Here is a 26,209-nt window from a genome sequence, read left to right as displayed (position 1 = left end):
CGGTGAGGATCAGGATGTGCAGGTTGTGCACCACGTGGTTCGACCGGTCGAACAGGCCGGCGAGCCGGGACAGGCCGGTCCTGTCGAGGACCGCGAACTGGTTGCCGAAATTGTTGAGGCCGACGCCGAAGATCGGGAACTGCTCGAACAGCGCGAGGGCTGCCGCGTTCAGCGGGCCGCGCTGGGCGGCCGAGCCGCCGTCGTCGGCGGTGAGCCGCTCCCAGATCAGCGGGCCGGCGTAGAGCGCCGCGACGGCGCCGGCGACCGCCAGCAGGCCGAAGACGATCAGGCTCGTCCGGGTGAACAGGCGGTCGCGGTAGACCAGCAGGATCAGGAGGGCGGCCGAGACCGGGAAGGTCAGCCAGGACGCGCGCGACAGGGTCAGGACCACCCCGACCAGCGCCGAGGCGGCGCCCGCCGCACCCGCGAGGCGCAGGAGGAGCGGCCCGCGCGACAGGGCCAGCGCCAGGGCGAGCGGCCAGACGAACTCGTAGTAGTAGCCGAGGATGTTCGGGTGAACCTTCAGCCCGCCGGCGCGGCGCTGGGCCGAGAAGTTGATGTTCTCCTCGACGATCTGCTCCTCGCCCAGCACCGACAGGCCGAGTTCCGAGCCCGAGACGTATTGCAGGCCCGCCACCGCGGTCTGGACGAGGCAGAGGGCGCAGATCGCCAGCGCCAGGGTCCGGATGTCGGACTCGGACAGGTTCGAGACCGCGACCGAGACCAGGAGGAGTCCGGCGAAGCGCCACGTGTCGAACCAGAGATAGGCCGGGTCGGTGGCGTTGGAGAGCGAGAGCAGCCCCGCGATCAGGAAGCCGAGCTGCGTCAGCACGAGGGGCCGGTCGAGCCGCAGGCCCGGGGAATCCTCCCCGAGGCCGGTGAGCTTGGCGACGATCAGCGCCAGCGCCACCAGCAGGGCGACGCTCACCGTCAGGCCTGCGCCGCCGCCGATGCTCGGCAGGTACTGCCCGACGGCCTCGAAATGCTGGAGGAAGCTGACGTCGAGCTTGACCGTCAGCCCGACCGCGAGGGCGACGAGCAGGAGCGGCGTGAGGCGATAGAGCCGCCCGACGATCAGGGCGCCGACCCCGCCGAAGGCCGCCGCGAGGCCGACGACGGCGAATTTCAGCGGCGCCGCGCTGAGGGCAACGGCGCCGGCCGCCGCCGCGAAGCCGATCCCGGCGAGCGGCAGGACCCGCAGCGCGCGGACCGGGGCCGCGCTCACCCGAGCCACCGGTAGAGCCATCGCGGGATCGGCCGCCGGGTGCGGTTGAGGACGACGCCGAGGGGCGCCCCGCCGGCGGCCTTGAGGTCCGCGAGGGCGCGCTGTGCCACCGCCCGGCGGGTGCGCTCGGCGCCGATCACCACGATGAAGCCGTCCACGAAGGGCGAGAGCGCGGCGGCGTCGCCGATCTCGGTGATCGGCTCGCAATCCACGATGGCGATGTCGAAGCGGTCGTCGACCAGCGCGAGGAAATCCTCGACGCGGCCGTCGTCGAGGGTCGCCTCGCGGATGGCCGACGGGCTGCCCGCCGGCACGACGCTCAGGTTCTCGGCGACCGCGTGGACGCCGCGGCTCGGGGCGACCGCGCCGGCGACGATGTCGGCGAAGCCCGGCCGGCCGACCAAGCCGTACGCCTGCGCCAGCGACGGGCGCGACCAGTTCGCCTCGATCAGCACGGCGCTGCGGCCCCGCCGGGCGCAGGCGCCGGTGAGTTCGCGGGCGAGGGTGCTCACGCCCTCGCCGGGCTGGACCGCGGTGAGGCCGACCCGGCGCACGCGCGCCTCGTGCCGGGTGAGCTGGACGAGGGCCGGCTCCAGGATCGCCGGATCGATCTTCGGCGCGATGGCGGCGGCGATCATGCGGCGGCTCCCGTCTGCAGCGGCACTGCGGCCAGCACCGGCACCCGCAGCGAGCGGGCGACCTCCGACGCGCTGCGGTAGGTCTGGGCCAGGATCTCCGCGAGGGCGACGTAGGCCAGGGCGGCCAGCAGGCCGAGGCCGGCCGCGAGCCCGAGGATCAGCGGCCGGTTCGGGCCGGAGGGCAGCCGCGGCGGCACGGCGCGCGCCACCAGGGCCGAGGAGGTGACGGCCTGCGCGTCGAGACCGGTGCCGGTCTTCAAAGCGTCGATCCGCTTCTGGGTCTCGGCGATCTCGTCGGTGAGCAGGCCCCTCTGCTGGGTCAGCCGGCCGTAGGCCAGGGCGGCGTCGCTCTGGCCGATGGCGGCCCGGCGGCGGGTCTGCTCGATCCCCGTGATGCTCTGGATCTTCTCGGCGAGGACGGCGAGCTTCGCCGCGTCGGCCGCGAGGAGCGCCTGGTACTTCTGCCGCGCCAGGGCGGCCAGGTCCCGATCGAGGCTGACGAATTCGGGGGCGGTCGGCCGGAACCGCACCGCCAGCTCGGCGCGCTTCGTCCGCAGGTCCGCCCAGCGCTGGTCGAAGGCCGTGACCGTCGGGTCCGCGTCGGGGGGCGTCGGCTGCCAGCGGTCCGGTCCGGCCTCGCGGGTGCGCTTGAGCCGGGTCTCGACAACCTCGCGCTCGATCTGCGCCGCCGATTTCTGCTTGGCGAGGTCGGCCAGGGTGCCGAGGTCGTTCTGCTGCTCGATCTCGAAGCTCGCGGTGTTGTTGCCCTTGAGGTAGGTCGAGAGCTGCGCGTCGATGGCGGCGAGGTCGGCCCGGGCGCGCTCCAGCTTGCTCTGGTAGAACGAGGCGGGAGTCTCGTCGGCGTAGACCTCGACGTGGCGGCGCTTGTAGGCGTCGAGCAGCCGGTTCAGCGCCTGGGCGGCGAAGTGCGGGTCCGTCCAGGTGAAGCCGGTGAGGATCACGTCCGTCTCCTTCACGAAGACGACCTTGAACGCCGCGAGATAGGCCTCGTAGAGCTTCTCGTCCGGGTTCAGGTGGCGCAGCAGGCCGACCGCCTCGAACGGGATCCGCGCCGTGTCGACCATCCAGGTCTTGATGGCCTTGGCGCCGCGCACGGCCTGGCGGCCCTGGTAGATCAGCCAATCGATCCAGTCCGCCGGCGGCGGTCCGAGGTCGCCGGTCGGGGTGATCGCCTTCAGCGCCGCGAACTCGTCGCGCACGATGCTGGGGTCGCGCAGGATCTCGATCTCGTTGTTCACGTTCTGCGCGCGCTCGGAGAACATGTAGTTCTGGTTGGCGCCGCCCTGCAGCGGGGCGCCCGCCTTCTCCCGGCCGAGACGGATGATCAGCTTGGCGTCGGCCGTGTACTCGGCCGGCGTCAGCAGGAGGTAGATCCCGGCGCCGAGGATCGCCGCGACCAGGATCAGCAGAGCCGGCCGGATGTGCCGGAACAGGGCCGCGAGGGCGTCGCGGAGGTCGAAGGCCGGGCCCTCGACCGCGTCGGCGGCGGTCAGGTCGCTCTGCCTCACGTGCCGGACCTCACGGTGGCGCTGGTGGAGGTGCTGGCGGACGGGCCGGTGATGTAGTTCACGCCGAAGCCGGTCCCGTTGAAGAGCAGGATCTGGCGCACCACGAGGTCCACCGCGCGGGCGGTCTTGGCCAGCAGCGAGGGCGGCACGTAGACGGTGGCGTTGGGCGGCACGACGATCGAGTCCGCGAGGCCCGGCTGGCCGATGTCGACGATGCGCACGCTGCCGGCCGCCTCGGCGTCGAAGCGGATGATGCGCACGGCCTCGCCGGCCGCGGTCGGCAGGACGCCGCCGGCCGAGCCCAGGACCTGCGCCAGCGTCCGCGGCCCCTGCAGGGTGACGGGACCCGGCGCGCGGACCTCGCCGAACACCATGGTGTTGGCCGGGACGAGGCTCGCGAGCCGGACGCTGGTCGTCACCGAGGCCAGCTGGTGCTTGTAGGCGGCGTTCAGGCTGCCCATGACCTCGTGGACGGTCCGGCCCGCCGCCTGCACCGGCGGCACCATCGGCAGGTTGATCTTGCCGTCCGGCTCGATCGCCAGGACCTTCACGCGGCCCATGTCGGCCCGCTGGGTGAGGTCGCGGAAATCGTCGGTCACGGTGCGGAACCGGCGCAGCATCAGGGTGACGACCGGATCGATCAGCACGTCGTCGTAGGTGCTCTTGATCAGCGCGGCGGCCGCCTCCGGCGACAGGCCCGCGACCTTGATGCCGTTCTTGCCCGGCAGCGAGATCCGGCCGTCCGGCCGGACGATCACCGTACGGTTGTATTCCGGGTGGGTGCGGAAATCGACGTCGAACTCGTCGTTCGGGTTCAGGCGGTAGGTCGGCTGGACCACGCTGGAATCGATCAGGAACGAGACTTCGAGATTATCGCCGACGTTGAGCCGGTAGTTCGCCAGCCCGAGGCGCATGGTCCGCCCGACCTCCTCCTGGGCGGCCGCGACCAAGGCGGCCGGGAGGCCCTCGGTGACCGAGCCGGTCTGCGTCACGTCGAGGCCGGAGCGCGAAGCGCTCTGCGGACGGCCGGAATTGCAGCCGGCAAGGAGCGGCGCGCAGGCGACGAGCGCGAGCGCCGCGGAACCGGACGGCCGGCCGGCACGCCGGCGCGAGACGCCGAGGAACGCAGACAGGGAAAACGCCATCGACCTTCAGCCGCATCCTGCTCGACTGCGCTCACCCCATCACAACTCGTGATCGAACCGCGCACCGCGATACAATCACCAAGCTTGGTTAACGAGGCTTGAACCCGGCTCCCGGCAACTCTATCAGAAGTTGTGATTGGCGAGCGGTGGCAAAGTGCTGAGCCGCGGGCGCTCTCGCCGTGATGCGCCAAGCTCCGGCGCGGGTCGAACGGCGTGCCCGGCCGCGGCGGCGTCGATCCCTGCACCGGTCGGTCAATGTCGGTATCCCGATGCGGCGGTGCCGTGTCCAGCAAGTCCCCCCGCAATCCTGTGCTGATCGAAATCTGTATAGGGCGGAGTGCTTGCCCGGATTTGAAAAATTGCCCTATAGTTCGACGGTATGGAGCCGTACGGATCGCGGGCGGACGTTCGGCGGGCCGGTGATGGGCGGCAGTATCCGTCACGGGGGCGGCGCGCGACATGGCGGGCGTGAGACCGGATCTCTTTGCCCGGCTGCACGACGACCTTGAGTCCGGCTTCCGGGAAGACCTTGAGGAAGCGGTGATCGACCCCGCGCGCTGGCCGGACCTGGCCGAGCGCGTCGTGCGGGCTTCTGGCAGCGAGGGCGCCCTGCTGCTGCGCTCCGACCGGACCGGCCTCGAGTCGCTCTGCACCGCCTCGCTCGCCGACGCCTCGCGCCGCTATTTCGACGAGGGCTGGCACCGTGACGACCATCGCCTCCGCGGCATACCACTGATGCGGACGCGCGGGATCGCGGTTGACCAGGACTTCACCACGCCGGAGGAGATCGCGCGCCTGCCCTTCTACCAGGATCTGCTGGCCTCCCGGGGCCTGCGCTGGTTCGCCGGCATCGGCTTCGCCGTGAACGGACGCCTGTGGTGCCTCTCGCTGCAGAGGACCGTGGAGCAGGGGCCCTATGAGCCGCACGAGCAGCGGCGCCTCGCGACCCTGTCGCCGCTCCTGCAGCGCGCGGGCCTGCTGACGTCGATCGTCGAGCGGGCCCGGCTCGCGGGGCTGACGCAGGCCTTCGAGCTGATCGACCGCGCAGCCCTGATCCTCGACGCCGAGGGGCGGGCGCTCCGCTGGAACGACGCGTTCGGCGCCCTCCTGGGCCGCGACCTGAAGCTCGCGGGCGGCCGCCTCACCGCGGAGGATCCGGAGGCGGCGCGGCAGCTCGATGCCCTCGCGCGGCCCTCCGGTCGACCGCCGATCTCCGCCGTCGTGGCCGCGCGCCGGGACGGGCCGCCGATCGTGATCCACGTCGTGCCGCTGGTCGGGCCGAGCCGCGGCCTGTTCGCCGGCGCGAGCACGCTGCTCCTCGGGAGCGTGCCCGGGACGCCGGCCGCGCCCGCGACCGCGATCCTCCAGGCGGCGTATCGGCTGACGCCGGCGGAGGCGCGCCTCGCCCAGGCGCTGTCGACCGGAACCTCCCTGGCGGAAGCCGCGTCGCGGTTCGCGATCACCGCGGCGACCGCGCGCTCGCAGCTGAAGGCGATCTTCGCCAAGACCGGGGCGACGCGCCAGTCAGACCTCGTGCGGCTCGTGGCCGGTCTCGCGCGCTGACGGGTCACGGTCCCGAGAGGCGCGCGGCGCCGGCCCGGCGGCGGCGGAACGGGTCGGCCGACCCGGCCGTTTCAGCAGCAACGACAGGAGAAATCTCGATGACGAACCGGATCGCACTCGTTTCCGCCCTGGCCGTCGCGGGCCTGCTCGCCGGTGCGCCCGCCGAGGCGAAGGGCTGCCTCAAGGGCGCCGTGGTCGGCGGCGTCGCCGGCCACATGGCCGGCCACGGCAAGATGGGCGCCGCCGCGGGCTGCGCGATCGGTCACCACAACGCCAGCAAGAAGGCCAAGCAGGGCTGAGCGATCCGAGGCCGTCGGCCGCGACGGCGATCGGATCGGTCCACAACGGCGATGACCGGATCATCGCCGCCTCTCCGGAGCCGGATCCCCCGCGGGGATCCGGCTCCGCTGCGTTCGAGGCCGAGCTCCTCCGCGACGCTCCGGAGTTTCAGAGCGGGAGGCCCGGATCCTGGTCCTGAGCCGGGGGCCGGCGGCGCGGCGGGCGCCGCCGCGGATCGCCGTCACGGCCCTGGTTCCCGTCGCGTCCGCACCCCGCACGGCGCTCCGCACCGGCCGCCGGGCAAGCTCCACGCAAGCCTTCCGTTGACCGCACTTTCGAGCTATTCTAATTAAGAACTGTGGAGGTGACGCCGCCGCTGCGGCCCCGCCACCCGACATTCCCGATGGAGAGACCCGATGGCCGGTTCCGCGAACGCCGCTTGCGAAAGCTGCCGCTTCTTCGACGATCACACGCTCAACGGCGCCCAGGCGAAGGGTGACGAGGGCCTCTGCCGCTTCAATCCGCCGGTCAGCCAGCCGGCGCCCGAGTCGAAGGGTCTCTGGCCGGTCGTCGCCTCGAAGGACTGGTGCGGCCACTTCACGGCCGAGATGACGGCCGCCGAGTAACGCATCGCATCCTCGAGGTTCGCGGGATCCGCGCCGAGGCGCGGATCCCGCGACGCTCCACCATCGACCGCGGGACCGGCCGGCCCGACTCGCGGAGGGCGCATTGCCGGAGCCGCGCGGCTTCGCGTAACCTGCGGCCGTGACAGACGTGATACGCCGGGCCGCGGAGGCCGATCTTCCCGCCATCGCGGCGATCTACGGCGATGCCGTCACCACCAGCACGGCCAGCTTCGAGACGGAGCCGCCGACGCTGGCCGAGATGACCCGCCGCTTCGAGGTCCTGCGCGCCGGCGGCTTTCCCTATCTGGTGGCCGAACGGGGCGGCGCGGTCGCGGGCTACGCCTATGCCGGGCCCTATCACCAGCGGGCCGCCTATCGCTCGACCCTGGAGGATTCGATCTACGTCGCCCGGACCGCCCGCGGCGGCGGTGTCGGCCGGCGCCTGCTCACCGCCCTGATCGCGGCGAGCGAGCAGATCGACTGCCGGACCCTGGTCGCCATCATCGCCGACAGCGGCTCACCCGCCTCGATCGCGCTGCACGCGAGCCTCGGCTTCACGCGCGTGGGGACCCTCGCGGGTGTCGGCCACAAGCACGGGCGGTGGCTCGACGTGACGCTGATGCAGCGCGCCCTCGGACCCGGACGCGGCCTCCCGCCGACGCGGATCTGACCATTGAGCGCACCGGTGCCAGTATCGCGGGAACGATGACCGTCCGAAACCCCGGCTGAGTTGTCATGATGCGGACAACTTCGCGCGGGAGAGGGCGGGCATGACGCGCACGCCGTCCGGTTCTCGGTGCGGCGCGGGCGCGATGACGCGGGGGGAGCGATCTGTCCGCGCGCGGAAGCGGTTTACGCGAGGGCGGGCGGTCAAGGCTCCATCACGACTCGCGAGGGATGGGAGTTCGGGTATGCGGTTTACATCGATCGGTCGCCGGGTTGCGCCGCTCGCGATCCTGGCGCTCTCGGCGCTGGCGGGCACGGCCCAGGCCAAGACGCCGACCGATCCCAGCGGCACCTATCTTACCGAGGACGGCCGCGCGCGCGTGCGCCTCGAGAAATGCGGGACCGCGGGCGACCGGCTCTGCGGCTACGTGGTGTGGCTGAAGGTCCCGCTGAACGACAAGGGCGAGCCGCGGATCGACTTCAAGAACCCCGATCCCAAGAAGCAGGCCCGGCCGTCCCTCGGACACCAGCTGATCCTGGGCCTGAAGCCGAATGCCGACGCCCATTACGAGGGCAAGATCTACAATTCCGAGGACGGCAAGTCCTACGACGTCACCATCTGGACCGAGACGCCCGGCGAGCTGACCGTGCGCGGCTGCCTGATCGCGTTCCTGTGCAAGTCGCAGACCTGGACGAAGGTGACCGATCTCGCCCCGGGCCAGCTTCCCGGCCCGACCAACGGTGCGAACGGCCCGCGCAGCGATCCCGAATACGCCACCGCCGCCCCGAAGCCGACCGCCAAGGCCGGCGCGAAGCCCGCTCAGAAGCCCGCCGCCACCGAGGCTCCCAAGGAGGAGTGAGCGGCGCGGGCCCGCGCGCGACGGGCCCTCAATCGTCCAGGGCCGCGTAGGTCAGGACGCGCAGCTCGCGCCGGATCGGCAGGGCCGAGGACGGCACGAGCTGCGTCATGAGCACCACCGACAGGTCCTCGGCGGGGTCGATCCAGAACGCCGTCGAGGCGAGACCGCCCCAGGCGACCTCGCCGGGCGTGCCGAGGATCTGGGCCCGCGCCGGGTCGAGCATCACCGAGAAGCCGAGGCCGAAGCCGATACCGGTGTAGGAGGTCTCGGCGAAGCGCGGCGTGCCCATCGCGGCGAGATCGCCCGGCAGGTGGTTCGCCAGCATCAGGTCGACCGTCTTGCGGCCCAGGAGGCGCGCGCCGTCGAGGGTCCCCCGGTTGAGGATCATCCGGCAGAAGCGCTGGTAATCCGCGGCCGTCGAGACGAGGCCGCCGCCGCCCGACGCGATGGCGGGCGGGCGCGCGAAGGCCGTCTCCACGGAATCGTCGAACAGGCGCAGCTGACGCGCGCGATCGTACGCGTAGGTGGCGCAGAAGCGCGCCATCAGTTCGGGCCGCACGTGGAAGTCGGTATCGACCATGCCGAGGGGCGCGATCACCGCCTCGCGGAGGTGGTCGGCGAACGGGCGGCCGGTCAGCGCGGCCACGTACTGGCCGAGCACGTCGGTGGCGACGCTGTAGTTCCAGGCGCTGCCCGGCTGGGCGAGGAGCGGCAGCTTGGCAACCCGCGCGGTCATCTCGGCGAGCGTGCCCGCGCGCGCCAGGAAGTCGACGCCCTGCTCGCGGTACTGCGCGTCGACCAGGGTCGCCTCCATGAAGCCGTAGGTCAGCCCGGCCGTGTGGGTCAGCAGGTCCCGCACGGTGATCGCCCGGCGGGCCGGCTCGGTCTCGAGCTTCGCCCGGTTGCCGCCCACGGCGACGCGCATCTCCGCGAACTCGGGCAGGACCCGGTGGATCGGATCGTCGAGCTGGAACAGGCCCTGCTCGTAGAGCTGCATCACCGCGACCGAGGTCAGCGGCTTGGTCATCGAGTAGATCCGGGTCACCGTATCGAGGGCGAACGGCGTCGCCCGGGCGAGGTCGGCCTGCCCGCAGGCGCGCGCGAAGGCGATGCGGCCGCGCCGTGCCACGGTGACCGACAGGCCGGCCAGCCGGCCGTCGTCGACGAGGCGGTCCATCCACGGCGCGATCCGGGCGAGGCCCTCCGGGCTGAACCCGGCGCCCCTCGGATCGGTCTCGGTCAGCGCGCTCATGCGGTCTCCTCGTCGTGGCGATCCGGAAGCGTAGAAGGGGAGGGGGACGAAATCACCAGCCCATCGTCCCGGGACCGCCCTTGAACGGCCCGACGATGCCGGGCGTGATCCAGCCGCCGTAGAAGCTTCCGGGCTGCGGCGTCACCTGGGCCGCCCCGACGTAGCAGGCGTCCATCGGGCCGGCGTAGAACGCGACGTGGCCGGCGATCGGGCGGAAATCCGGGGTCGGGTCCGGATAGGCCCAGGCGGCTCCCGGCACGAGGCGGTCGCCGGCGCGCACGTCGAACAGGACCGCCTGTCCCTTCCACTCGCAGATCCCGCCGCGCCGCCGGTTCACGAGCGTCCCGTCCGCGATGTCGGCGGGCGGCAGGTAGTAGGTCGGCGGGTGCGAGGTCTCGAGGACCCGGAACCCGGAGCCCGTCTCGGCGATGACGCGGCCGTCGAGCACGACCCGCAGCCGCTCCGGGACGGGTTCCAGCCGCGGCGGCCGCGGATAGTCCCAGACGCTCTCCTCGCCCGGCCTGACCGGATCGGGGACGGGCCGGAAGGGTGATCCGCGCATGGAAAACCTCGTGACGTGCGATTCCTGATCCAGATAGGGCGGTGCGGCCGGCGTTTGTCGTCCGGCGCGACCGTGCTAGCCCGTCGCCGACACTCGAGCCCGGGATCGCCCGCGATGGACATCGCCCTCTTCCTCGACTTCGACGGCACGCTCGCCGAGATCGCCCCGCGGCCGGACGCCGTGCGGGTCGAGCCGGGCCTCGTGGAGGATCTGGAACGGCTGCGGGCACGCCTCGACGGCGCCCTGGCCATCGTCACCGGCCGGCCGGTCACGGTGATCGACGGCTTCCTGACGCCCGCGCGCCTGGACGCGGCCGGTCTCCACGGCGTCGAGCGCCGGGTCAGCGGCGCGCTCACGGGCGGCCGCGCGGAGGATCACCCCGACCTGCGCCGGCAGGTCGCGCGCCTGCAGGCCGAGACCGCCGCGCTGGCGCAGGTCCTGATCGAGGACAAGGGCGCCTCGGTGGCGGTCCACTGGCGGCTCGCGAACCCGGACGATGCCCTGCGGGCCGAGACCCTGGTGAAGGGCGCGGCGGAGGCGCTGGGCGCCGGTTACCGCCTGCAACTCGGCAAGGCGGTCGGCGAGATCGTCCCCGCGCAGGCCACCAAGGCGCACGCGATCCGGGCCTTCATGGCGCAGACGCCCTACGCCGGACGGACACCCGTCTTCTTCGGCGACGACCGCACCGACGAGATCGCCTTCGCGTCGGTGAACGAGGACGGCGGCGTCGCGGTGCGCGTCGGGGACGGCGAGACCGTCGCCCGGCGACGCCTGCCCGACCCCGCCGCCGTCCGTGCCCTGCTGAGCAACTGGGCTGCCGGCGGCGCGATCGACCCGCACGCGCTGCCGCCGGCCTGACGCGCCGCGCCGTCCAGGGAGACCGCGATGTCGGGGCGTTCCGTCACGGGCTGGCCGCGCCTGCTGCTGCGGCTGGAAGGAGCGTGCATCCTCGTCGCCGCCCTGCTCGCCTATGGCTGGCTCGGGTCGTCGTGGTGGCTCTTCGCGGCGCTGCTCTTCGTCCCCGACCTGAGCATGCTGGGCTACGCGGCAGGCCCCCTGGTCGGCGCCGTCCTCTACAACGCGGCGCACACCCTCGCGCTGCCGCTCGTCGGCCTGTCCCTGGCGATCGCCCTGGGACGTCCCGAGGCCGCAGCAGCGATCCTGATCTGGCTGGCCCATATCGGTCTCGACCGCGCCCTCGGTTACGGTCTCAAATACGGGAGCGGATTCGGTGATACGCATCTTGGCGCGATCGGCCGGCCGCGTGACAAGACGATCGCGCCGTCCTGAGGGACGGGTGCAGCCGATTGGGACTTGCCCGCGCGGGGTCGCGGGGCCGATCAATCGCCGGAGCCGTGCCGGGCGCGAGTCCCGTCGCGGCGGGCCAGTGAGCAGGGGCTAGTTGCGATGTTCGAGTTTCCGGTTCTGGTCGGCGACATCGGCGGGACGAACGCGCGGTTCGGTCTGATCGAGAAGGCCGGCGACCAGCCCCGCCTCCTCGCGCACGAGGCCACCGCCGACCATCCCGACCCGTCGAGCGCCATCAGGGCGTCGCTGGCCAAGGGCGGCGGACCGGCGCCGCGCTCGGCCATCCTGGCGATCGCCGGCCGGGTCGACGGGCCGGAGATCCAGCTGACGAACGCGCACTGGAAGATCGCCGGCCAGCGCATCGCGGAGGATTTCGGCCTCTCCTCCGCGACGGTGGTCAACGACTACGTCCCGGTGGCGGCCGGCGCCGCCGATATCGAGCCCCACGACCTCACGCCGGTCGGGCCCTGTCCGCCCGTGCCCGGCGGCGCCCGGGTGGTGCTGGGCCCCGGGACCGGCTTCGGTGCGGCCGCGCTCGTCCCCTATTCGGCGCACCTCGCCATCGTCTCCACCGAGGTCGGCCACACCGATATCGGCCCGGCCGACGCCTTCGAGGAGAAGGTCTGGCACGCGCTGGAGCGGGTCGAGGACCGGATCACCGTGGAGACGGTGCTGTCGGGGCCGGGCCTGTCGCGGCTCCACGCGGCCGTCGCGCATGTCCGGACCGGGCAGCCGCACGAGAAGATCGAGCCGGCCGCAGTCACCGAGGCCGGCCTCAACGCCACCGATCCGCACGCGGCCGAGACGCTCGAACTGTTCGGCCGCGTGCTCGGACGCGTCTGCGGCGACCTCGCGCTGACCTTCCTGGCGACGAGCGGCGTCTATATCGGCGGGGGCATCGCGCCCCGGATCCTCAAGGTGCTGGAGGAGAGCGGCTTCCGCACCGCCTTCGAGAAGAAGGCGCCCTTCGCCGCCATGATGCGCCGGATCCCGACCAGCGTGATCACCGTCCACGACCCGGCCTTCCGGGGCCTGGCGGCCCTCGCGAACGAGGGTGCCAAGTTCGTCTACCACGGGCAGGTGTGGCGCAGGGAGGCGTGACGCATCGCGACCGCGCGGGGGCGCGACACGGGGCGAGGCCCGGCGGCCCTCAGGCCGCCGCCAGCGGCTTCGACACCTCCTCCAGGGACTTGCCCTCCGCGGCCGTGCCCCAGATGCCGCCGACGATCGCGGCGATGAGCATCAGCACCGCGCCGAGGCCGTAGCCGAACAGCACCCAGTCGCGCGATCCGGTCTCGACCAGGGTACCGAACAGGAGCGGGCCCGAGACGCCGCCGATGCCGGTGCCGACCGCGTAGAAGGCCGCGATGGCGAGCGCCCGGATCTCCAGCGGGAAGGTCTCGGAGACCGTGAGATAGGCCGAGCTCGCCGCCGCCGAGGCGAAGAAGAACACCACCATCCAGGCCGCCGTCTGGCCGACCGGCCCGAGCACGTCGAGGCGGAACAGCAGGCCGACCCCGGCGAGCAGCAGCGCCGAGATGCCGTACGTGAAGGCGATCATCTTGCGGCGGCCGATCGTGTCGAACAGGCGCCCGAGGAGCAGCGGGCCGAGGAACGAGCCGAGCGCGAAGGGCAGCAGGTACCAACCGACATGGTTGCCGGGCACTTGGTAGAAGCGCTCCAGCACCAGCGCGTAGGTGAAGAACAGCGCGTTGTAGAAGAAGGCCTGCGCGATCATCAGCGCGAGACCGACCATGGTCTCCTTGCGGCTCGTCACGAACAGCGCCTTGAACACCTCGGAGAGCGGGGTGTGGTCGCGGGTGCGGACCTTCATGCGCTTGCTCTCGTCCACCGGCGGCAGGGTCACGCCCTCGTCGGTGAAGCGCTTCTCGATGCCGGTGACCACGCGGTCGGCCTCCGCCGCGTAGCCGTGGGTCGCGAGCCAGCGCGGGCTCTCGGGGATCCAGGTGCGCAGCAGCAGGATCACGAGGCCGATGGCGCCGCCGGTGAAGAAGGCGACGCGCCAGCCCCAGGCCGGGTCGATCACCTCGGGCTTCAGGAGCACGATCGACATGAACGAACCGAGCGCCGCGCCGATCCAGAACGAGCCGTTGATGACGAGGTTGGTCCAGCCGCGGACCCGCGCCGGGACCAGCTCCTGGATGGTCGAGTTGATCGCCGTGTACTCGCCGCCGATCCCCGCGCCCGTGAGGAAGCGGAAGAGGCAGAAGCTCCAGATGTTCCACGACAGGCCGGTGGCCGCCGTGGCGACGAGGTAGAGGGCGAGCGTGATGAAGAACAGCTTCTTCCGGCCGATCCGGTCGGTGAGCCAGCCGAAGCCGATCGCGCCGGTGACGGCGCCGATGAGGTAACAGGAGGCCGCCAGCCCGACGTCGAATTCCGAGAACGACATGGGCGGCTGGCGCAGGGCGCCGACCAGGGAGCCGGCGAGCGTCACCTCGAGGCCGTCGAGCACCCAGGTGATGCCGAGCGCCACGATCACCAGGACGTGGAACCGGCCCCAGGGCAGCCGGTCCAGGCGCGCGGAGATGTCGGTGTCGATCACGCGGCCGATCTCCGCACGCTCCGGTGTCCCGGATCCCCCCTCGACCTTGCTCGCCATGTCCGCGTGTTCTCCCGTTCCACCCGTTTACCGTGCCTGGACAGCGGGCATTTACCGCGACCGTAGGCAGGTGTTGGGAACAGGTTGGAAATCGATTCGGTTCGATTTCGTCTTCACGCGCGCCGCGCAGAACAGGGAGGTCCACGCGGTGCCCCTCCCATGTCCTCCTGTCCCGCCCGTTCCGGCCGATCCTGGCCACGCTACGCCCTGCTGGCCGCCATGACGCTCGGCGGGCTCGCCACCGCACCCACCGAGGGGGCGGACCGGCACCTCGAGCGGCCCAAGCCCCGCGTGGCGATGCAGGCAGCCGAGCGCTGGCGCCTGCGGCCGACCGAGCCCGTCGTCGCGACGACGACCGGCAGCATCCGCGCGCGGACCGAGACCTCGATCCCCGCGGACCGCCGCAACGTCCGCCTCGTCTACCCGGCGCTGATCGAGGCGCGCTGACGGCGCCGACGCCCGAACCATCTCGACGGACCGGATCCCGTCAGGCACAGCGCCTGCTTCGTCCGCGCGTGGACGAGTTCAGCGGTACGGTGCGGAGGACGCGGATGGCGGAGGCGATCGCCCTGGTCGGGTGCAAGGGACCGGACCAGGAGGCGGAGTACCTGCGAATCCTGTCGACGGCCATGCCGGAGGAGCGCCTGATCCCGTTCCGGGCGATGGACGACGCGGCGCGGACGGCGGCCCGGGTCGCCGTCGTGGCCAACCCCGATCCGGCCGAGGTCGCGGCGCTGCCGGGGCTCGTCTGGGTGCAGAGCCTGTGGGCCGGGGTCGAGAAGCTCGTCGGCGCCTTCGACCGGCCGCTGCCGATCGTCCGCCTCGTCGACCGCGAGATGGCCCGCACCATGGCCGAGGCCGTGCTGGCCTGGACCTACTATCTCCAGCGCGACATGCCGGCCTACGCCCGGCAGCAGCGGGACCGGGTCTGGCGCCCCCACGCCTACCGCAAGCCGTCCGACACCACGGTCGGCCTGCTCGGCCTCGGCGCGCTCGGGACCGCGGCGGCGGAGCGGCTCACCGGCGCGGGCTTCCGCGTCGTCGGCTGGAGCCGCAGCCCCAAGGCGGTGCCGGGCCTCGACACGTTCCACGGCGCCGACAGCCTCCCGGCCTTGCTCGGCCGGTGCGACATCCTCGTCTGCCTCGTGCCGCTGACGCCGGAGACGCGGGGCCTCGTGAACGCCGAGCGCCTCGCCGCCCTGAAGCCGGGCGCCGCGCTGATCAACTTCGCCCGCGGTCCGATCGTCGTCTCCGAGGATCTGATCGCCGCCCTCGAAGACGGCCACCTCGCCCACGCGGTGCTCGACGTCTTCGCGGTCGAGCCCCTGCCGGCGGAATCGCCGCTCTGGGCCCATCCCGGGGTGACGGTGCTGCCGCACGTCTCGGGACCGACCGACATGGATTCGGCGGCCGCCACGGTGGCGGCCAACCTGCGGGCCTACCGGCGGACCGGTCGGGTGCCGGACGGCGTCGACGCGGCGCGCGGGTACTAGGGCGCGCGGCTCACAGCTGCGGGAATGTCGCCGCGAGCTGGTCGATCGGCACGCGCACGGCCGGCGGCAACCCGCGCCGGGTCGTGAAGGCGATGTGCACGATCCCGGGCTGCCCCTGCCAGTCCGGATAGACGGGCACGAGCCGGCCGGGACGCGACACCCGGTCCCGGCCGGCGGGGTGAACCCTGGCAGTGCCCGGCGGTTAATGGCCCGGCCCTCCGGTCCCGCTTCCCCGCGGGCGGGCGCCGGGAAGGACATCCGCGTCTCATGGGCTGGCCGCGCCGCATCCTGATCACTGCCGGACTCGTGACCGTCGCGGCCGGCGCGACGCTGAGCCTCGGTCGCTTCAGCTACGCGCCGATGCCCGACCGAGGGGACCTGCTCAACCCGGACCGCTACCCGATCCAGACCGCCTTCGACATCCTCGGCCGCCGCGTCTCGCGCGCGGAAGCCGACAGGCTCAACGGCACCGAGGCCGGACGGAAGGAACTCTCACCCAGGAGCGGCGCGGTCGCGATCGATCCGGCCATGGTCGAGCGCGGTCGGCAGGCCTTCTATCAGGAGACGTTCGGCAACGAGGTCTTCCTCACCGACGTCATGGGCATGCTCGACGGCGGCCTGACGCCCGGCGCCGTCGCCCTGGCGGTGGCGAAGCTCGGCGGGCAGGGCACCACCAATCTCCAGGTTGCCATGGCCAGGGATGTGCGGGTCGGCGACCGCGTCTACCGAACGGGCGAGCTGGTCCCGACCGGTCTCGACGTTCCGAAGGGCGGCGCCTTCATCATCGGGATCAAGACCTTCTCCGACCGCGGCCACCTGCGCATGGGCATCACCTGCGCCCTGTGCCACGCGGCGGTCGATCCCGGCACCGGCAAGGTGGTCGAGGGCGCGCCCAACACCGACCTCAATGCCGGGCTGCTGATGGCGCTCGCCAAGAACTCCTCGGCCTACTTCATGCACGCCAGCGTTCCGGAGGCGGACACCCGGCCCTCCGCCGATCCGCAGCACACCGGCTCGACCGGCACGGGGCCGGCGCTTCCCGACGCCGCTTCCGTCGAGGCGGCCACCAAGGTGCAGGTGGCGAGCTGGCCGCCGGGCAGCTTCGACTCGTCCGCCGACCGCGTCACCAACCCGACCTCGATCCCGTCGAGCTTCTCCGCCCATGGCGAGCCCTACAGCTGGAGCGGGCGCGAGGCGATCGGGCCGTTCGCCGGCCTGTCCTCGCTCAACAACAACGTCCACGCGGCCAATTCCGACACGACCCAGCTCGCCGCCGCCGCGCCCTGGTTGTTCGGCATGGATCCGGAGACGTATCTCGGCATCGTGCTGCGCGGGTCGGCCACCGAGGCGTTCCGCTACCGGCCGGACGGGGGCCGGAGCCCGTCGGAGGTGCTGCGCAGCGTCGATCCGACCCCGGCCTCGCCGGGCCTGAACAGCTACGCGGTGCTGCCGACCTATCCGGCGACCAACTACGTCACCGACAACGGCCTGTTCACCTCGGTCCCCGGGGAGCCGGTCAACCACGCCAACAACGCCATGTCGGCCTTCCAGAACCTGCTGCACCCGCCGGCCGCCGGTCAGGATCCGGATCGGATCCGCGCGGGCCGCGCGGTGTTCGAGAAGGCCGGCTGCGGGACCTGCCATTCCGGGCCGGCACTCACCAACCACCGGGTCGTCCCGGAGGCCGAGATCGGCACCGAGCCGACCCGGGCGCGGGCAGGCGCCAAGATGGAGGCGCGCCTGTCGGCGCCGGCGATGTTCGCCACCGACACGCCGTTCCCGGTCCCGGCCGAACCGGTCATCGTCCCGGTGCCGCTCTCGGGCGCGGCGCTCGCGCAGGTGCAACTCGCCTGGGGACAGGGTGGCACCAAGGGCGGCTACAAGGTGCCGAACCTCGTGGGTCTGGCCTGGACGGCGCCGTATCTGCACGATTCCGGCGTCGCGGTCGGGCCCGATGCCGAGGGTCAGCTCGGCGTCCCGGGCACGCTGTACCGGGGCGTCGCTCCCGATCCCGCCAACAGCCTGCGCGCCCTGGTCGACCGGGATCTGCGGGCCAAGGTGATCGCCGCCAACGCCGCCTCGGATACCGCGCGGATCGCCCGCGTTACCGGTAAGGGGCACGCCTTCTGGGCGGATGCCGGATCCGGTGTGACGGCCGAGGAGCAGACGGCGCTGATCGCCTACCTGCTCTCGGTCGATCGCCTCACGGAGCCGGCCGCGACGCCCTGATCCCGCCACACGCGTTCAGGACACGCCATGACGCAGAACAGCGTTCCGGTCTGGTTCATCACCGGCTGCTCGACCGGCTTCGGCCTGGAACTCGCCAAACTCGTCATCGGGCGCGGCTGGAAGGCCGTCGTGACCGCACGGGACCGCGCCAAAGTCGCCGACCTCGCGCGGGGGGCCGAGGACCGGGTCCTGGCCCTGTCCCTGGACGTGACCGAGGCCGGCCAGATCGCCGATTCCGTGCGTGCTGCCATGGACACGTTCGGCCGGATCGACGTGCTCGTGAACAATGCCGGCTACGGCTATCAATCCTCCATCGAGGAGGGCGAGGAGGACAAGATCCGCGCCCAGTTCGACGCCAACGTGTTCGGGCTGTTCGCCCTGACCCGGGCGGTACTTCCGGTGATGCGGGCGCAGCGCGCCGGCCACATCCTCAACGTCACCTCCGTGGCGGGCTTCGTGGGCTTCCCGGCCTCGGGATACTACGCCGCCACCAAGCACGCCGTCGAAGGGTTTTCGGATTCCCTCGCTGCCGAGGCCGGACCGCTCGGCATCCGCGTCACCTGCATCGAGCCGGGGCCGTTCCGCACCGACTGGGCCGGACGCTCCCTGGTCCAGACACCGAATGCGATCGCGGACTACGCCGAGACCGCCGGCGCCCGCCTCAAGGCGACGTCTGAGAAGAGCGGCACCCAGGCCGGTGATCCCGTGCGGGCCGGAGAGGCGATGATCCGGGTGACCGAGACGGCGGAGCCGCCACGCCACCTCGTGCTGGGCGGCTGGGGCTACGACGCGGTGACGACGCGCCTGAAGCAGCGGATCACCGAGATCGAGGCGTGGCGCGAGACGAGCCTCCGGGCCGATTACCCGGAGGGGTAACGGCTCACCGTCTTCGCGAGCGGAGCGAAGCAATCCAGCGGCGCCACGCGCGCCGATGTCGCGCGTCCCTGGATTGCTTGCCTGAGTCCGCGAGGACGCGGCTCAGATGACCGCCTCGATCAGGCCGCGCCGCTTGGCCTCCTCGGCCTCCAGGTACCAGTTGGCCGGCGCCTTCTCGAGCACCTCGTCGAGGGTGACGTCCGAGCCCGCAACGAGATTGGCAAACCCCTCGTTCTGGATCTCGATCGAGCACAGGATCTCGTTGAGCGTCGCCTTCACGGAGGCGATGCAGGTGGTGAGCGGACCCTGGACGTGGAGCTGCTTGTTCATCTTGCGCTCGTGGATCATCAGCCGCGTGCCGCAGGTCAGGTAGCGGTTCGGCCTCGCGAAGAAGCTCATGAAGGTGGTGCCGGCCGAGTAGATCGCCGCCTTGCCGAGGAACACGAACCGCCGGTTCGGGTCCATCGCGCTGTTGAATCGGATGTCCTCACCCATCATCCGCGCGACCTCCGGATCGCCGCCGAGCGTCGTCAGCTCGATCACGACGATCTCGCGGTCCGCCGCCGCGTCGAGCTGGCGGCGGAAGTCCTTGTACATGTCGTAGTCGACCGGGCCGGAGAGCAGCACCGCGGGGGCCCTGAAGGCGGTGGGGCCGAGGGGAGTCGTGTCCATGGTTCTCCTGGTCCAATGTCCGGCCCAGGGCCGCGCCCGCGGCGCCTGGCCGTCGATCAGCGCGCCGGGTCGGGCGCGCCCGCGCCCTTGCCCACGAACGGGATGCCCTCGATCGGGCACTCCTCCGTGCCGACGCTCTGACGGGTAATGGCCCGGACGGCGTCGCGGGTTCCGTCGGGATCCTCGATCCAGCGCCGGTAGAAGTCGTAGGGGCATTCCGACATTCCGTGCCGGTTCTCCTTCGAGTTGATCATGCCCGTGTAGCCGCGGTGCAGGAGCTTGAAGAGGTGGTTCTCCGACTGGCCGTGGGCGCGGAAGTCGCGGATCAGGAACTTGGAGAGGGCGGCGTACTGGATGCCCATCTCCTCCTCGCCGCACTCACCGAGGGTCCGCCCGTCGAAGCCGATGATCGCCGAGTGGCCGAAATACGTGTAGACGCCGTCGAAGCCCGCCGCGTTGGCCACCGCCACGTAGGTGTTGTTGGCGAAGGCCATCGCCTTCGAGATGACGACCTGCTGCTCCTTGGCCGGGTACATGTAGCCCTGGCAGCGGATGATCAGCTCGGCGCCCCGCATGGCGCAGTCGCGCCAGATCTCCGGATAATTGCCGTCGTCGCAGATGATCAGGCTGATCTTCAGGCCCTTCGGTCCGTCCGACACATAGGTGCGGTCGCCCGGGTACCAGCCCTCGATCGGCGTCCAGGGCATGATCTTGCGATACTTCTGAACGATCTCGCCCTGGTCGTTCATCAGGATCAGGGTGTTGTAGGGCGCCTTGTTCGGGTGCTCCTCGTGGCGCTCGCCGGTCAGCGAGAACACGCCCCAGACCTTGGCCTCGCGGCAGGCTGCGGCGAACACCTCGGTCTCGGCGCCCGGGACCGTCGAGGCGGTCTCGTACATCTCGGCGGCGTCGTACATGATGCCGTGGGTCGAGTATTCGGGGAAGATCACGAGATCGAGGCCGGGCAGGCCGGACTTCATGCCGACGATCATCTTGCCGATCGCCTTGGCATTCTCCAGCACCTCCGCGCGGGTATGCAGGCGCGGCATCTTATAGTTCACGACGGCGACGCCGACGCTGTCCTGGCTGGACGAGATGTCTCCGTGCATCATGGCGTGTTGTCCTCCTGACCTTGATTATCCCTGGGACGCTCGGCTCAGTGGCTGATCATCCAGGGCCGCGCCTTCGGGAAGCTCTTGGCGGCGGCAGGCGCTGCGGCCGCCTTCTTGGGCGAGCAGCAGCCGCAGCCCGCTCCGTGACTGCCCGAGCGCTTGGGCGCGTGGCGGCTGCGCTCATTGGTGGCGTGGGCGGCCCGCAGCCCCGCATCCATGCCGGCGATGCGCGGCGCGGTGAGGAAGGCCCGCTGGCTCGTGGTCCCGCAATCCGGACAGTCATGCGGCTCGCGGAATTCCGCCATCGGCCGCATCACCGTGAAGGGCCCGCAGGCCTCGCAGGCGTAGTCGTAGACGGGCATGGGGTGCTCTCAGGAAGGCCGCCGGTTCAGAAAGCGGTCGGGTCTAGCGCGGGTCCCCTCTCCCGCGCGGGAGAGGAGGCAGGTCGCGTCCGGTGAGCACGGCGTGCCCACCGGGCGATCAGAGCGTCACAGATCCGGCGAGAGCGGCATCTGGATCGAGCCGTCGAGGAACTTGGTCGGTCCGTCGGCGCCCGGGTTGATGTCGAACTCGAAGATCTTGGTCGGTATCCAGAGCGTCGCGCAGGCGTTCGGGATGTCGACGACGCCCGAGATGTGGCCCTGGACCGGCGCCGTGCCGAGGATCGAGTAGGCCTGCGCGCCCGAGTAGCCGAACTTCTTCAGGTATTCGATCGCGTTCAGGCAGGCCTGCCGGTAGGCGATGTGGACGTCGAGGTAGTGCTGGCCACCGCTTTCGTCGACCGAGATGCCCTCGAAGATCAGGTGATCGTCGTATTTCGGCGTGATCGGTGACGGTTTGAAGATCGGGTTCTTGATCCCGTACTTGGCCATGCCGTCCTTGATCAGCTCGACCTTGAGGTGCACCCAGCCGGCCATCTCGATGGCGCCGCAGAAGGTGATCTCGCCGTCGCCCTGGCTGAAGTGCAGGTCGCCCATGGAGAGGCCGGCGCCGGGCACGTAGACCGGGAAGTAGATCTTCGAGCCGCGCGACAGATCCTTGATGTCGCAATTGCCGCCATGCTCGCGGGGCGGGACCGTGCGGGCGCCGGTGGCGGCGGCCGCGTCCTTCGCGTCGCCCTTGAGCCGCCCCATATGGGCGGTCGGGCCGAAGGGCAGGGTGGCGAGCGCCGGCACGCGCTCCGGGTCGGTGTCGTAGAGCGCCTTCTCGCGGGTGTTCCAGGTCTCCAGCATCTTGGGATCGGGCAGGCAGCCGATCAGGCCGGGATGGATCAGGCCCGGGAAGCGCACGCCCGGGACGTGGCGGGATTTCGTGAACATGCCCTCGAAGTCCCAGATGGATTTCTGGGCCTGCGGGAAGTGCTCGGTGAGGAAGCCGCCGCCGTTCTTCTTCGAGAAGAAGCCGTTGAAGCCCCACTGGCTCTCGGGCTTGGCGCCGATGTCGAGGAGGTCGACCACCAGCAGGTCGCCGGGCTCGGCGCCCTCGACGCCGATGGGCCCCGAGAGGAAGTGCACGATCGACAGGTCGATGTCGCGCACGTCGTCGGCGGAGTCGTTGTTCTTGATGAAGCCGCCGGTCCAGTCGTAGGTCTCGACGATGAAGTCCGCGCCCGGCTTCACATAGGCGACCATCGGGATGTCGGGGTGCCAGCGGTTGTGCACCATGTCGTTGTCGTAGGCCGATTGCGTGAGATCGACCTTGATCAGCGTCTCGGGCATCTCGTGTCTCCAGCTCCCTGACTCTACCGGGGCAGGCCCCGTCCGCGCGCCGCTGCGCGTCTCTCACCCGCTCGCGAGCAGCTCTTTGAGCGCGTCGTCGAGGACCTTGATGTCGTCCGGGCTGGTGCCGGGCCCGCCCGCGAAGTGGCCCCACCACGTGTCGATCACGCGCAGCTCCGCGTTCGGCATGGCGGCCGCCTCAATGGCGTTGTCCTCGGGCGGGAAATACAGGTCGGTCGAGGCGGGCATCAGGATCGCCTTCGCGCGGATGGCGCCGAGCGCGGCCTTGAAGTCGCCCTTGAAGGTGTCGTTGGCGCTGATGTCGCCGTGCTGCCACGTCCACAGCATGGCGAGCAGGTTGTTGGCGTCGCGCTCGTAGAACAAGCCTTCCCAGAACCCGATCAGGAAGTCCTCCAGCGAGGCGTAGCCCATGTGGGTAATGTCGGCTTCGAGCCGGTAGAAGGTCTGCGAGAGACCCCAGCCCGCGTAGACCCGGCCGAAGGCGCGCAGGCCCCGGGTCGGCGGGCTCGTGTACCAGCCCTCCGCCCAGGCGGCGTCGGCCTGGAGCGCCGCCTTGGCGCCCTCCAGGAAAACGTAATTGTGCCGGGAGCACTTGGCCGAGCCCTGAAACGGCAGGATCTTCGGCACCATGTCGGGATACATCGACGCCCAGTGGTAGGTCTGGAGTGCGCCCATCGACCAGCCGGTGACGAGGACGAGCTTTTCGATGCCGAAATGCTCGGTGACGAGGCGGTGCTGGGCGCGAACGTTGTCGTAGGCGGTGACGTTGGGAAAGCGCGGCCCGTTCCAGGGCGCGGGCGTGTTGCTCGGCGATGACGAGAGCCCGTTGCCGAACATGTTCGGGATGATGATGAAGTACTTGTCCGGGTCGAGCGCCTTGCCGGGGCCGATCAGCCATTCGTTCTCGGTGTGCTGGCCGGAGTACCAGGTCGGGTAGACGATCGCGTTGTCCTTGGCCGGGCTCAGCGTCCCGAAGGTCTTGTAGGCGAGCTTGGCCGCGCGCAGCGTCTTGCCGCACTGGAGGACGAAGTCGCCGAGTTCGAAGATCTCGTGATCGGCCATGCTGTGCCCCTAGACCGACAGGAATCGGGCGACGGCGGCCTCGTCGATCCCGTCGCGCGGGGCCTCGTGGACGATGGACCCGTTCTCCAGCACGATCACCCGGTCGGCGACGTCGAGGGCGAAGCTCAGGACCTGCTCGGACACCACGATGGAGAGGCCGCGCGCGTCGCGGATCTTCTTGAGGGTCCGGCCCATCTCGCGGATGATCGAGGGCTGGATGCCCTCGGTGGGCTCGTCGAGGAGCAGGACCTTCGGCCGGCTCGCCAGCGCCCGGGCGATGGCGAGCTGCTGCTGCTGCCCACCCGAGAGGTTGCCGCCGCGCCGTCCCTTCATCTCCAGGAGCACCGGGAACATGTCATAGAGATCCTGCGGCACCTTGCGGGCGCCGGTGACCGTCAGGCCGGTCTCGATGTTCTCTTGGACCGTCATGGTCGAGAAGATCATGCGGCCCTGCGGCACGTAGGCGAGGCCCTTGGCGACCCGAGCGTGGCTCTTCAGCCCGGCGACGTCCGCGCCCTCGACCTGGATCGAGCCGGCCTTGACCGGCACGAGGCCCATCAGAGTCTTCATGAGCGTGGTCTTGCCCATGCCGTTGCGGCCCATCACGGCGACGATCTCGCCGGGCGCCACCGAGAAGGTGAGCCCGTGCAGGACCTCGCTCTGGCCGTAGGCGGCGTGCAGGTCCTCGACGGCGAGCGCCGGCGCGGCGGATGGAATCGTAGCGAGCGGGGGCGCCTGGGCGGGGCTTACGTGCGCGGTCTGAAGCGACGCCATGGCTAATGTCCCAAATAAACTTCGATGACCTTCGGGTCATTCTTGACCCGCTCCATCGAACCCTCGGAGAGCACCTTGCCCTGGTGCAGCACGGTCACCCGGTGGGCGATGTCCTCGACGAACTTCATGTCGTGCTCGATCACCAGCACCGAGCGGCCCTTGATGATCTGGTTGAGCAGCTCGGCGGTCTTGATCCGTTCGCCGACGCTCATCCCGGCCACCGGCTCGTCGAGCATCAGCAGCTCCGGGTCCTGGATCAGCAGCATGCCGATCTCCAGCCACTGCTTCTGGCCGTGGCTCAGGAACTCGGCCCGCTCCTTCAGCTGGTCCTTCAGGAAGATCGTCTCGGCGATGGCGTGGATCCGGTCGCGGACTTCCGCGTCCCGCTTGAACGTCAGCGCGCCGAAGACCGAGCGGCCGCGGGGGAACGAGATCTCCAGGTTCTCGAACACCGTCAGGTCGTCGTAGATCGACGGCGTCTGGAACTTGCGGCCGACGCCGGCCTGCACGATGGCGCTCTCGGAGAGCTTGGTCAGCTCCTGGCCCTTGTACTTGATGGAGCCGGCGCTGGCCCGGGTGCGCCCGCAGATCAGATCGAGGACCGTGGTCTTGCCGGCGCCGTTCGGCCCGATGATCACCCGGATCTCGTCCGGATCGACGTAGAACGACACGTCGTTCACCGCCTTGAACCCGTCGAACGAGACCGTCAGCGCCTCGACGGCGAGGAGATAGTCGGGCGGGGCGGCCTCGGCGCCGACCACGGGGGAGGAGAGGATCGCGGCGTTCATGGGAAACTCACTCGGCCGGGGCGCCATGGGGGGCGATGGCGGGCGCGGGCGCCTGCAGGCTCTTGGCGCGGCGCGTGAGGCGGGGCTCGATGTGCTCCCGCCAGATCCCCGCGAGGCCGTTCGGGAAGGCCAGCACCACGGCGATGAACAGGGCGCCGAGGCCGAACAGCCAGAGGTCCGGAAAGCTCTCGGAGAAGCTGGTCTTGGCCCAGTTGACGAGCAGCGTACCCCAGACCGCGCCGAACAGGGACAGCCGCCCGCCGACCGCGGCGTAGATCACCATCTCGATCGAGGGGACGATGCCGACGAAGGATGGGGACATGAACCCCACTTGCAGGGTGAACATCGCGCCGCCGATGGCCGCCAACCCGGCCGCGAAGCAGAAGGCGAAGACCTTGAACCCCGCCACCGAGTAGCCGGAGAAGCGGACCCGGTCCTCCTTGTCGCGCATGGCGACGAGGATGCGGCCGAGCTTCGACTTCTTGACGTATTGCGCCGCCAGGATGCAGGCGATCAGCAGGCCACCGTTGACGAAATACAGGATGGTCTTGGCGCCGTCGGTGCGGATGTCCCAGCCGTGGAGGGTGCGCAGGTCGGTGATGCCGTTGATGCCGCCGGTGTAGCCCTGCTGGCCGACGATCAGGATCGTCAGGATCGCGGCGATCGCCTGGGTGATGATCGCGAAGTAGGTGCCGCCGACCCGGCGCTTGAACATCGCGAAGGAGATCAGCATCGCGAACAGGACCGGGACGGCGACCGCCAGGATCAGCGTCAGCGGCAGGCTCTTGAACGGCTGCCAGAACCAGGGCAGCGCCGTGATCTGGTTCCAGTCCATGAAGTCCGGGATGCCGGGCGTGGACTGGATCTTGGTGTTCTCGATGCTGGAAGCCTCCAGCTTCAAGTACATCGCCATGCAGTAGCCGCCGAGGCCGAAGAACACGCCCTGGCCGAGCGACAGGATGCCCGCGTAGCCCCAGCAGATCACCAGCCCGAGGGCCACGAAGGCGTAGGTCAGGTACTTGCCGACGAGGTTGAGGCGGAAGGCGTCAAGGGCCAGCGGCAGGACCACCAGGATCACCCCGGCCAGCAGAGCCAAGCTCAGCCACTCGACCGGCTTCATGAACGGGTTGTCGTTGACGGTGACCGACTTGGTGAGCGTCTGGACCGGGTTCGTCATCGGGAAAATAT

At 70.7% G+C, this 26,209-nt stretch carries 26 protein-coding genes and 2 pseudogenes; 12 read left to right on the top strand and 16 right to left on the bottom strand.

The window, feature by feature from the left end; translation table 11 throughout:
- Nucleotides 1–31: 31 nt before the first annotated feature.
- From MMR14E_RS03225 to MMR14E_RS03210, 4 genes and pseudogenes are all read right to left on the bottom strand, one after another.
- Nucleotides 32–1,246, bottom strand: a pseudogene (locus MMR14E_RS03225) (O-antigen ligase family protein); the annotation flags it as partial.
- Nucleotides 1,222–1,863 carry a CpsD/CapB family tyrosine-protein kinase gene (locus tag MMR14E_RS03220; RefSeq protein ID WP_331312783.1) on the bottom strand — a complete coding sequence of 214 codons (642 nt, stop codon included), beginning with the start codon at nucleotides 1,861–1,863 and terminating at the stop codon, nucleotides 1,222–1,224. The gene MMR14E_RS03220 and the pseudogene MMR14E_RS03225, both read right to left, overlap by 25 nt.
- On the bottom strand, nucleotides 1,860–3,392 hold the full coding sequence (locus tag MMR14E_RS03215; RefSeq protein ID WP_331312782.1) for a GumC family protein: 1,533 nt from the start codon (nucleotides 3,390–3,392) through the stop codon (nucleotides 1,860–1,862). The genes MMR14E_RS03220 and MMR14E_RS03215 overlap by 4 nt, the downstream gene beginning before the upstream one ends.
- Nucleotides 3,389–4,537, bottom strand: coding sequence for a polysaccharide biosynthesis/export family protein (locus MMR14E_RS03210; protein ID WP_331312781.1), 1,149 nt, complete (start codon nucleotides 4,535–4,537; stop codon nucleotides 3,389–3,391). The genes MMR14E_RS03215 and MMR14E_RS03210 overlap by 4 nt, the downstream gene beginning before the upstream one ends.
- Nucleotides 4,538–4,996: 459 nt before the next feature.
- Between MMR14E_RS03210 and MMR14E_RS03205 the strand changes: the two genes are divergently transcribed.
- The 5 genes from MMR14E_RS03205 (at nucleotide 4,997) to MMR14E_RS03185 (ending at nucleotide 8,531) form a co-directional block, all read left to right on the top strand.
- A complete protein-coding gene (locus MMR14E_RS03205) occupies nucleotides 4,997–6,100 on the top strand; it encodes a helix-turn-helix transcriptional regulator (RefSeq protein WP_331312780.1) in 1,104 nt (367 codons plus the stop codon).
- A gap of 98 nt (nucleotides 6,101–6,198) precedes the next feature.
- On the top strand, nucleotides 6,199–6,399 hold the full coding sequence (locus MMR14E_RS03200; protein ID WP_331312779.1) for a hypothetical protein: 201 nt from the start codon (nucleotides 6,199–6,201) through the stop codon (nucleotides 6,397–6,399).
- A gap of 396 nt (nucleotides 6,400–6,795) precedes the next feature.
- Nucleotides 6,796–7,005, top strand: a complete 210-nt coding sequence (locus MMR14E_RS03195; RefSeq protein ID WP_331312778.1) for a hypothetical protein — start codon at nucleotides 6,796–6,798, stop codon at nucleotides 7,003–7,005.
- Nucleotides 7,006–7,144: 139 nt separating this feature from the next.
- Nucleotides 7,145–7,675 (top strand): N-acetyltransferase family protein, encoded by a 531-nt coding sequence (locus MMR14E_RS03190; protein ID WP_331312777.1) that lies wholly within the window; start codon nucleotides 7,145–7,147, stop codon nucleotides 7,673–7,675.
- A 241-nt stretch (nucleotides 7,676–7,916) separates the two neighbouring features.
- A complete protein-coding gene (locus MMR14E_RS03185; protein ID WP_331312776.1) occupies nucleotides 7,917–8,531 on the top strand; it encodes a DUF2147 domain-containing protein in 615 nt (204 codons plus the stop codon).
- A 28-nt stretch (nucleotides 8,532–8,559) separates the two neighbouring features.
- Here the strand turns inward: MMR14E_RS03185 and MMR14E_RS03180 are convergent, their stop codons facing one another.
- Both MMR14E_RS03180 and MMR14E_RS03175 read right to left on the bottom strand, forming a co-directional pair.
- A complete protein-coding gene (locus MMR14E_RS03180) occupies nucleotides 8,560–9,783 on the bottom strand; it encodes a serine hydrolase domain-containing protein (RefSeq protein WP_331312775.1) in 1,224 nt (407 codons plus the stop codon).
- A 52-nt stretch (nucleotides 9,784–9,835) separates the two neighbouring features.
- The gene (locus MMR14E_RS03175) at nucleotides 9,836–10,345 is read right to left on the bottom strand and encodes a DUF427 domain-containing protein (protein ID WP_331312774.1); all 510 of its coding nucleotides are present in this window, start codon (nucleotides 10,343–10,345) and stop codon (nucleotides 9,836–9,838) included.
- A gap of 114 nt (nucleotides 10,346–10,459) precedes the next feature.
- Here MMR14E_RS03175 and otsB point away from each other — a divergent pair, with 114 nt between their 5' ends.
- The 3 genes from otsB to MMR14E_RS03160 all read left to right on the top strand — a co-directional run bounded on the left by otsB (nucleotide 10,460) and on the right by MMR14E_RS03160 (nucleotide 12,754).
- Nucleotides 10,460–11,203 (top strand): trehalose-phosphatase, encoded by a 744-nt coding sequence (gene otsB, locus MMR14E_RS03170; protein WP_331312773.1) that lies wholly within the window; start codon nucleotides 10,460–10,462, stop codon nucleotides 11,201–11,203.
- A 27-nt stretch (nucleotides 11,204–11,230) separates the two neighbouring features.
- Nucleotides 11,231–11,635, top strand: a complete 405-nt coding sequence (locus MMR14E_RS03165; RefSeq protein WP_331312772.1) for a DUF4260 domain-containing protein — start codon at nucleotides 11,231–11,233, stop codon at nucleotides 11,633–11,635.
- Between the two features lie 117 nt (nucleotides 11,636–11,752).
- Nucleotides 11,753–12,754 (top strand): glucokinase, encoded by a 1,002-nt coding sequence (locus MMR14E_RS03160; RefSeq protein WP_331312771.1) that lies wholly within the window; start codon nucleotides 11,753–11,755, stop codon nucleotides 12,752–12,754.
- A gap of 49 nt (nucleotides 12,755–12,803) precedes the next feature.
- Here MMR14E_RS03160 and MMR14E_RS03155 read toward each other — a convergent pair whose 3' ends face one another.
- A complete protein-coding gene (locus MMR14E_RS03155; RefSeq protein WP_331312770.1) occupies nucleotides 12,804–14,276 on the bottom strand; it encodes an MFS transporter in 1,473 nt (490 codons plus the stop codon).
- Nucleotides 14,277–14,435: 159 nt separating this feature from the next.
- On the opposite strand from MMR14E_RS03155, the gene MMR14E_RS03150 reads away from it, so the two are divergent.
- Nucleotides 14,436–14,723, top strand: coding sequence for a hypothetical protein (locus tag MMR14E_RS03150; RefSeq protein WP_331312769.1), 288 nt, complete (start codon nucleotides 14,436–14,438; stop codon nucleotides 14,721–14,723).
- Between the two features lie 104 nt (nucleotides 14,724–14,827).
- Complete coding sequence (locus tag MMR14E_RS03145) at nucleotides 14,828–15,769, top strand: glyoxylate/hydroxypyruvate reductase A (protein WP_331312768.1); 942 nt, start codon at nucleotides 14,828–14,830, stop codon at nucleotides 15,767–15,769.
- Between the two features lie 10 nt (nucleotides 15,770–15,779).
- Here the strand turns inward: MMR14E_RS03145 and MMR14E_RS03140 are convergent.
- Nucleotides 15,780–15,917 (bottom strand): annotated as a pseudogene (locus tag MMR14E_RS03140) (LysR family transcriptional regulator); the annotation flags it as partial.
- A 119-nt stretch (nucleotides 15,918–16,036) separates the two neighbouring features.
- Between MMR14E_RS03140 and MMR14E_RS03135 the strand changes: the two are divergent.
- Nucleotides 16,037–17,998 (top strand): cytochrome C oxidase Cbb3, encoded by a 1,962-nt coding sequence (locus tag MMR14E_RS03135; RefSeq protein ID WP_331312767.1) that lies wholly within the window; start codon nucleotides 16,037–16,039, stop codon nucleotides 17,996–17,998.
- A gap of 27 nt (nucleotides 17,999–18,025) precedes the next feature.
- Nucleotides 18,026–18,874, top strand: coding sequence for an oxidoreductase (locus MMR14E_RS03130; RefSeq protein ID WP_331312766.1), 849 nt, complete (start codon nucleotides 18,026–18,028; stop codon nucleotides 18,872–18,874).
- A 102-nt stretch (nucleotides 18,875–18,976) separates the two neighbouring features.
- Here the strand turns inward: MMR14E_RS03130 and MMR14E_RS03125 are convergent, their stop codons facing one another.
- The 8 genes from MMR14E_RS03125 to urtC all read right to left on the bottom strand — a co-directional run bounded on the left by MMR14E_RS03125 (nucleotide 18,977) and on the right by urtC (nucleotide 26,198).
- Nucleotides 18,977–19,546, bottom strand: a complete 570-nt coding sequence (locus MMR14E_RS03125; protein ID WP_331312765.1) for a ClpP family protease — start codon at nucleotides 19,544–19,546, stop codon at nucleotides 18,977–18,979.
- Between the two features lie 56 nt (nucleotides 19,547–19,602).
- Nucleotides 19,603–20,658 (bottom strand): aliphatic amidase, encoded by a 1,056-nt coding sequence (locus MMR14E_RS03120; RefSeq protein ID WP_331312764.1) that lies wholly within the window; start codon nucleotides 20,656–20,658, stop codon nucleotides 19,603–19,605.
- A 44-nt stretch (nucleotides 20,659–20,702) separates the two neighbouring features.
- The gene (locus MMR14E_RS03115; RefSeq protein WP_331312763.1) at nucleotides 20,703–21,020 is read right to left on the bottom strand and encodes a zinc ribbon domain-containing protein; all 318 of its coding nucleotides are present in this window, start codon (nucleotides 21,018–21,020) and stop codon (nucleotides 20,703–20,705) included.
- Between the two features lie 126 nt (nucleotides 21,021–21,146).
- Nucleotides 21,147–22,376: a formamidase gene (fmdA, locus tag MMR14E_RS03110; RefSeq protein ID WP_012322394.1), complete on the bottom strand. Its 1,230-nt coding sequence runs from the start codon at nucleotides 22,374–22,376 to the stop codon at nucleotides 21,147–21,149.
- A gap of 63 nt (nucleotides 22,377–22,439) precedes the next feature.
- Nucleotides 22,440–23,459 (bottom strand): alpha/beta fold hydrolase, encoded by a 1,020-nt coding sequence (locus MMR14E_RS03105; RefSeq protein WP_331312762.1) that lies wholly within the window; start codon nucleotides 23,457–23,459, stop codon nucleotides 22,440–22,442.
- A gap of 9 nt (nucleotides 23,460–23,468) precedes the next feature.
- On the bottom strand, nucleotides 23,469–24,233 hold the full coding sequence (gene urtE, locus MMR14E_RS03100; RefSeq protein WP_331312761.1) for an urea ABC transporter ATP-binding subunit UrtE: 765 nt from the start codon (nucleotides 24,231–24,233) through the stop codon (nucleotides 23,469–23,471).
- A gap of 2 nt (nucleotides 24,234–24,235) precedes the next feature.
- A complete protein-coding gene (urtD, locus tag MMR14E_RS03095; RefSeq protein ID WP_020090547.1) occupies nucleotides 24,236–25,021 on the bottom strand; it encodes an urea ABC transporter ATP-binding protein UrtD in 786 nt (261 codons plus the stop codon).
- Nucleotides 25,022–25,028: 7 nt separating this feature from the next.
- Nucleotides 25,029–26,198 carry an urea ABC transporter permease subunit UrtC gene (urtC, locus tag MMR14E_RS03090; protein WP_331312760.1) on the bottom strand — a complete coding sequence of 390 codons (1,170 nt, stop codon included), beginning with the start codon at nucleotides 26,196–26,198 and terminating at the stop codon, nucleotides 25,029–25,031.
- Nucleotides 26,199–26,209: the final 11 nt, after the last annotated feature.

Source organism: Methylobacterium mesophilicum (assembly GCF_036441335.1).
Lineage (GTDB): Bacteria > Pseudomonadota > Alphaproteobacteria > Rhizobiales > Beijerinckiaceae > Methylobacterium > Methylobacterium mesophilicum_B.
This window is presented reverse-complemented; position numbering and strand designations above follow the sequence as displayed.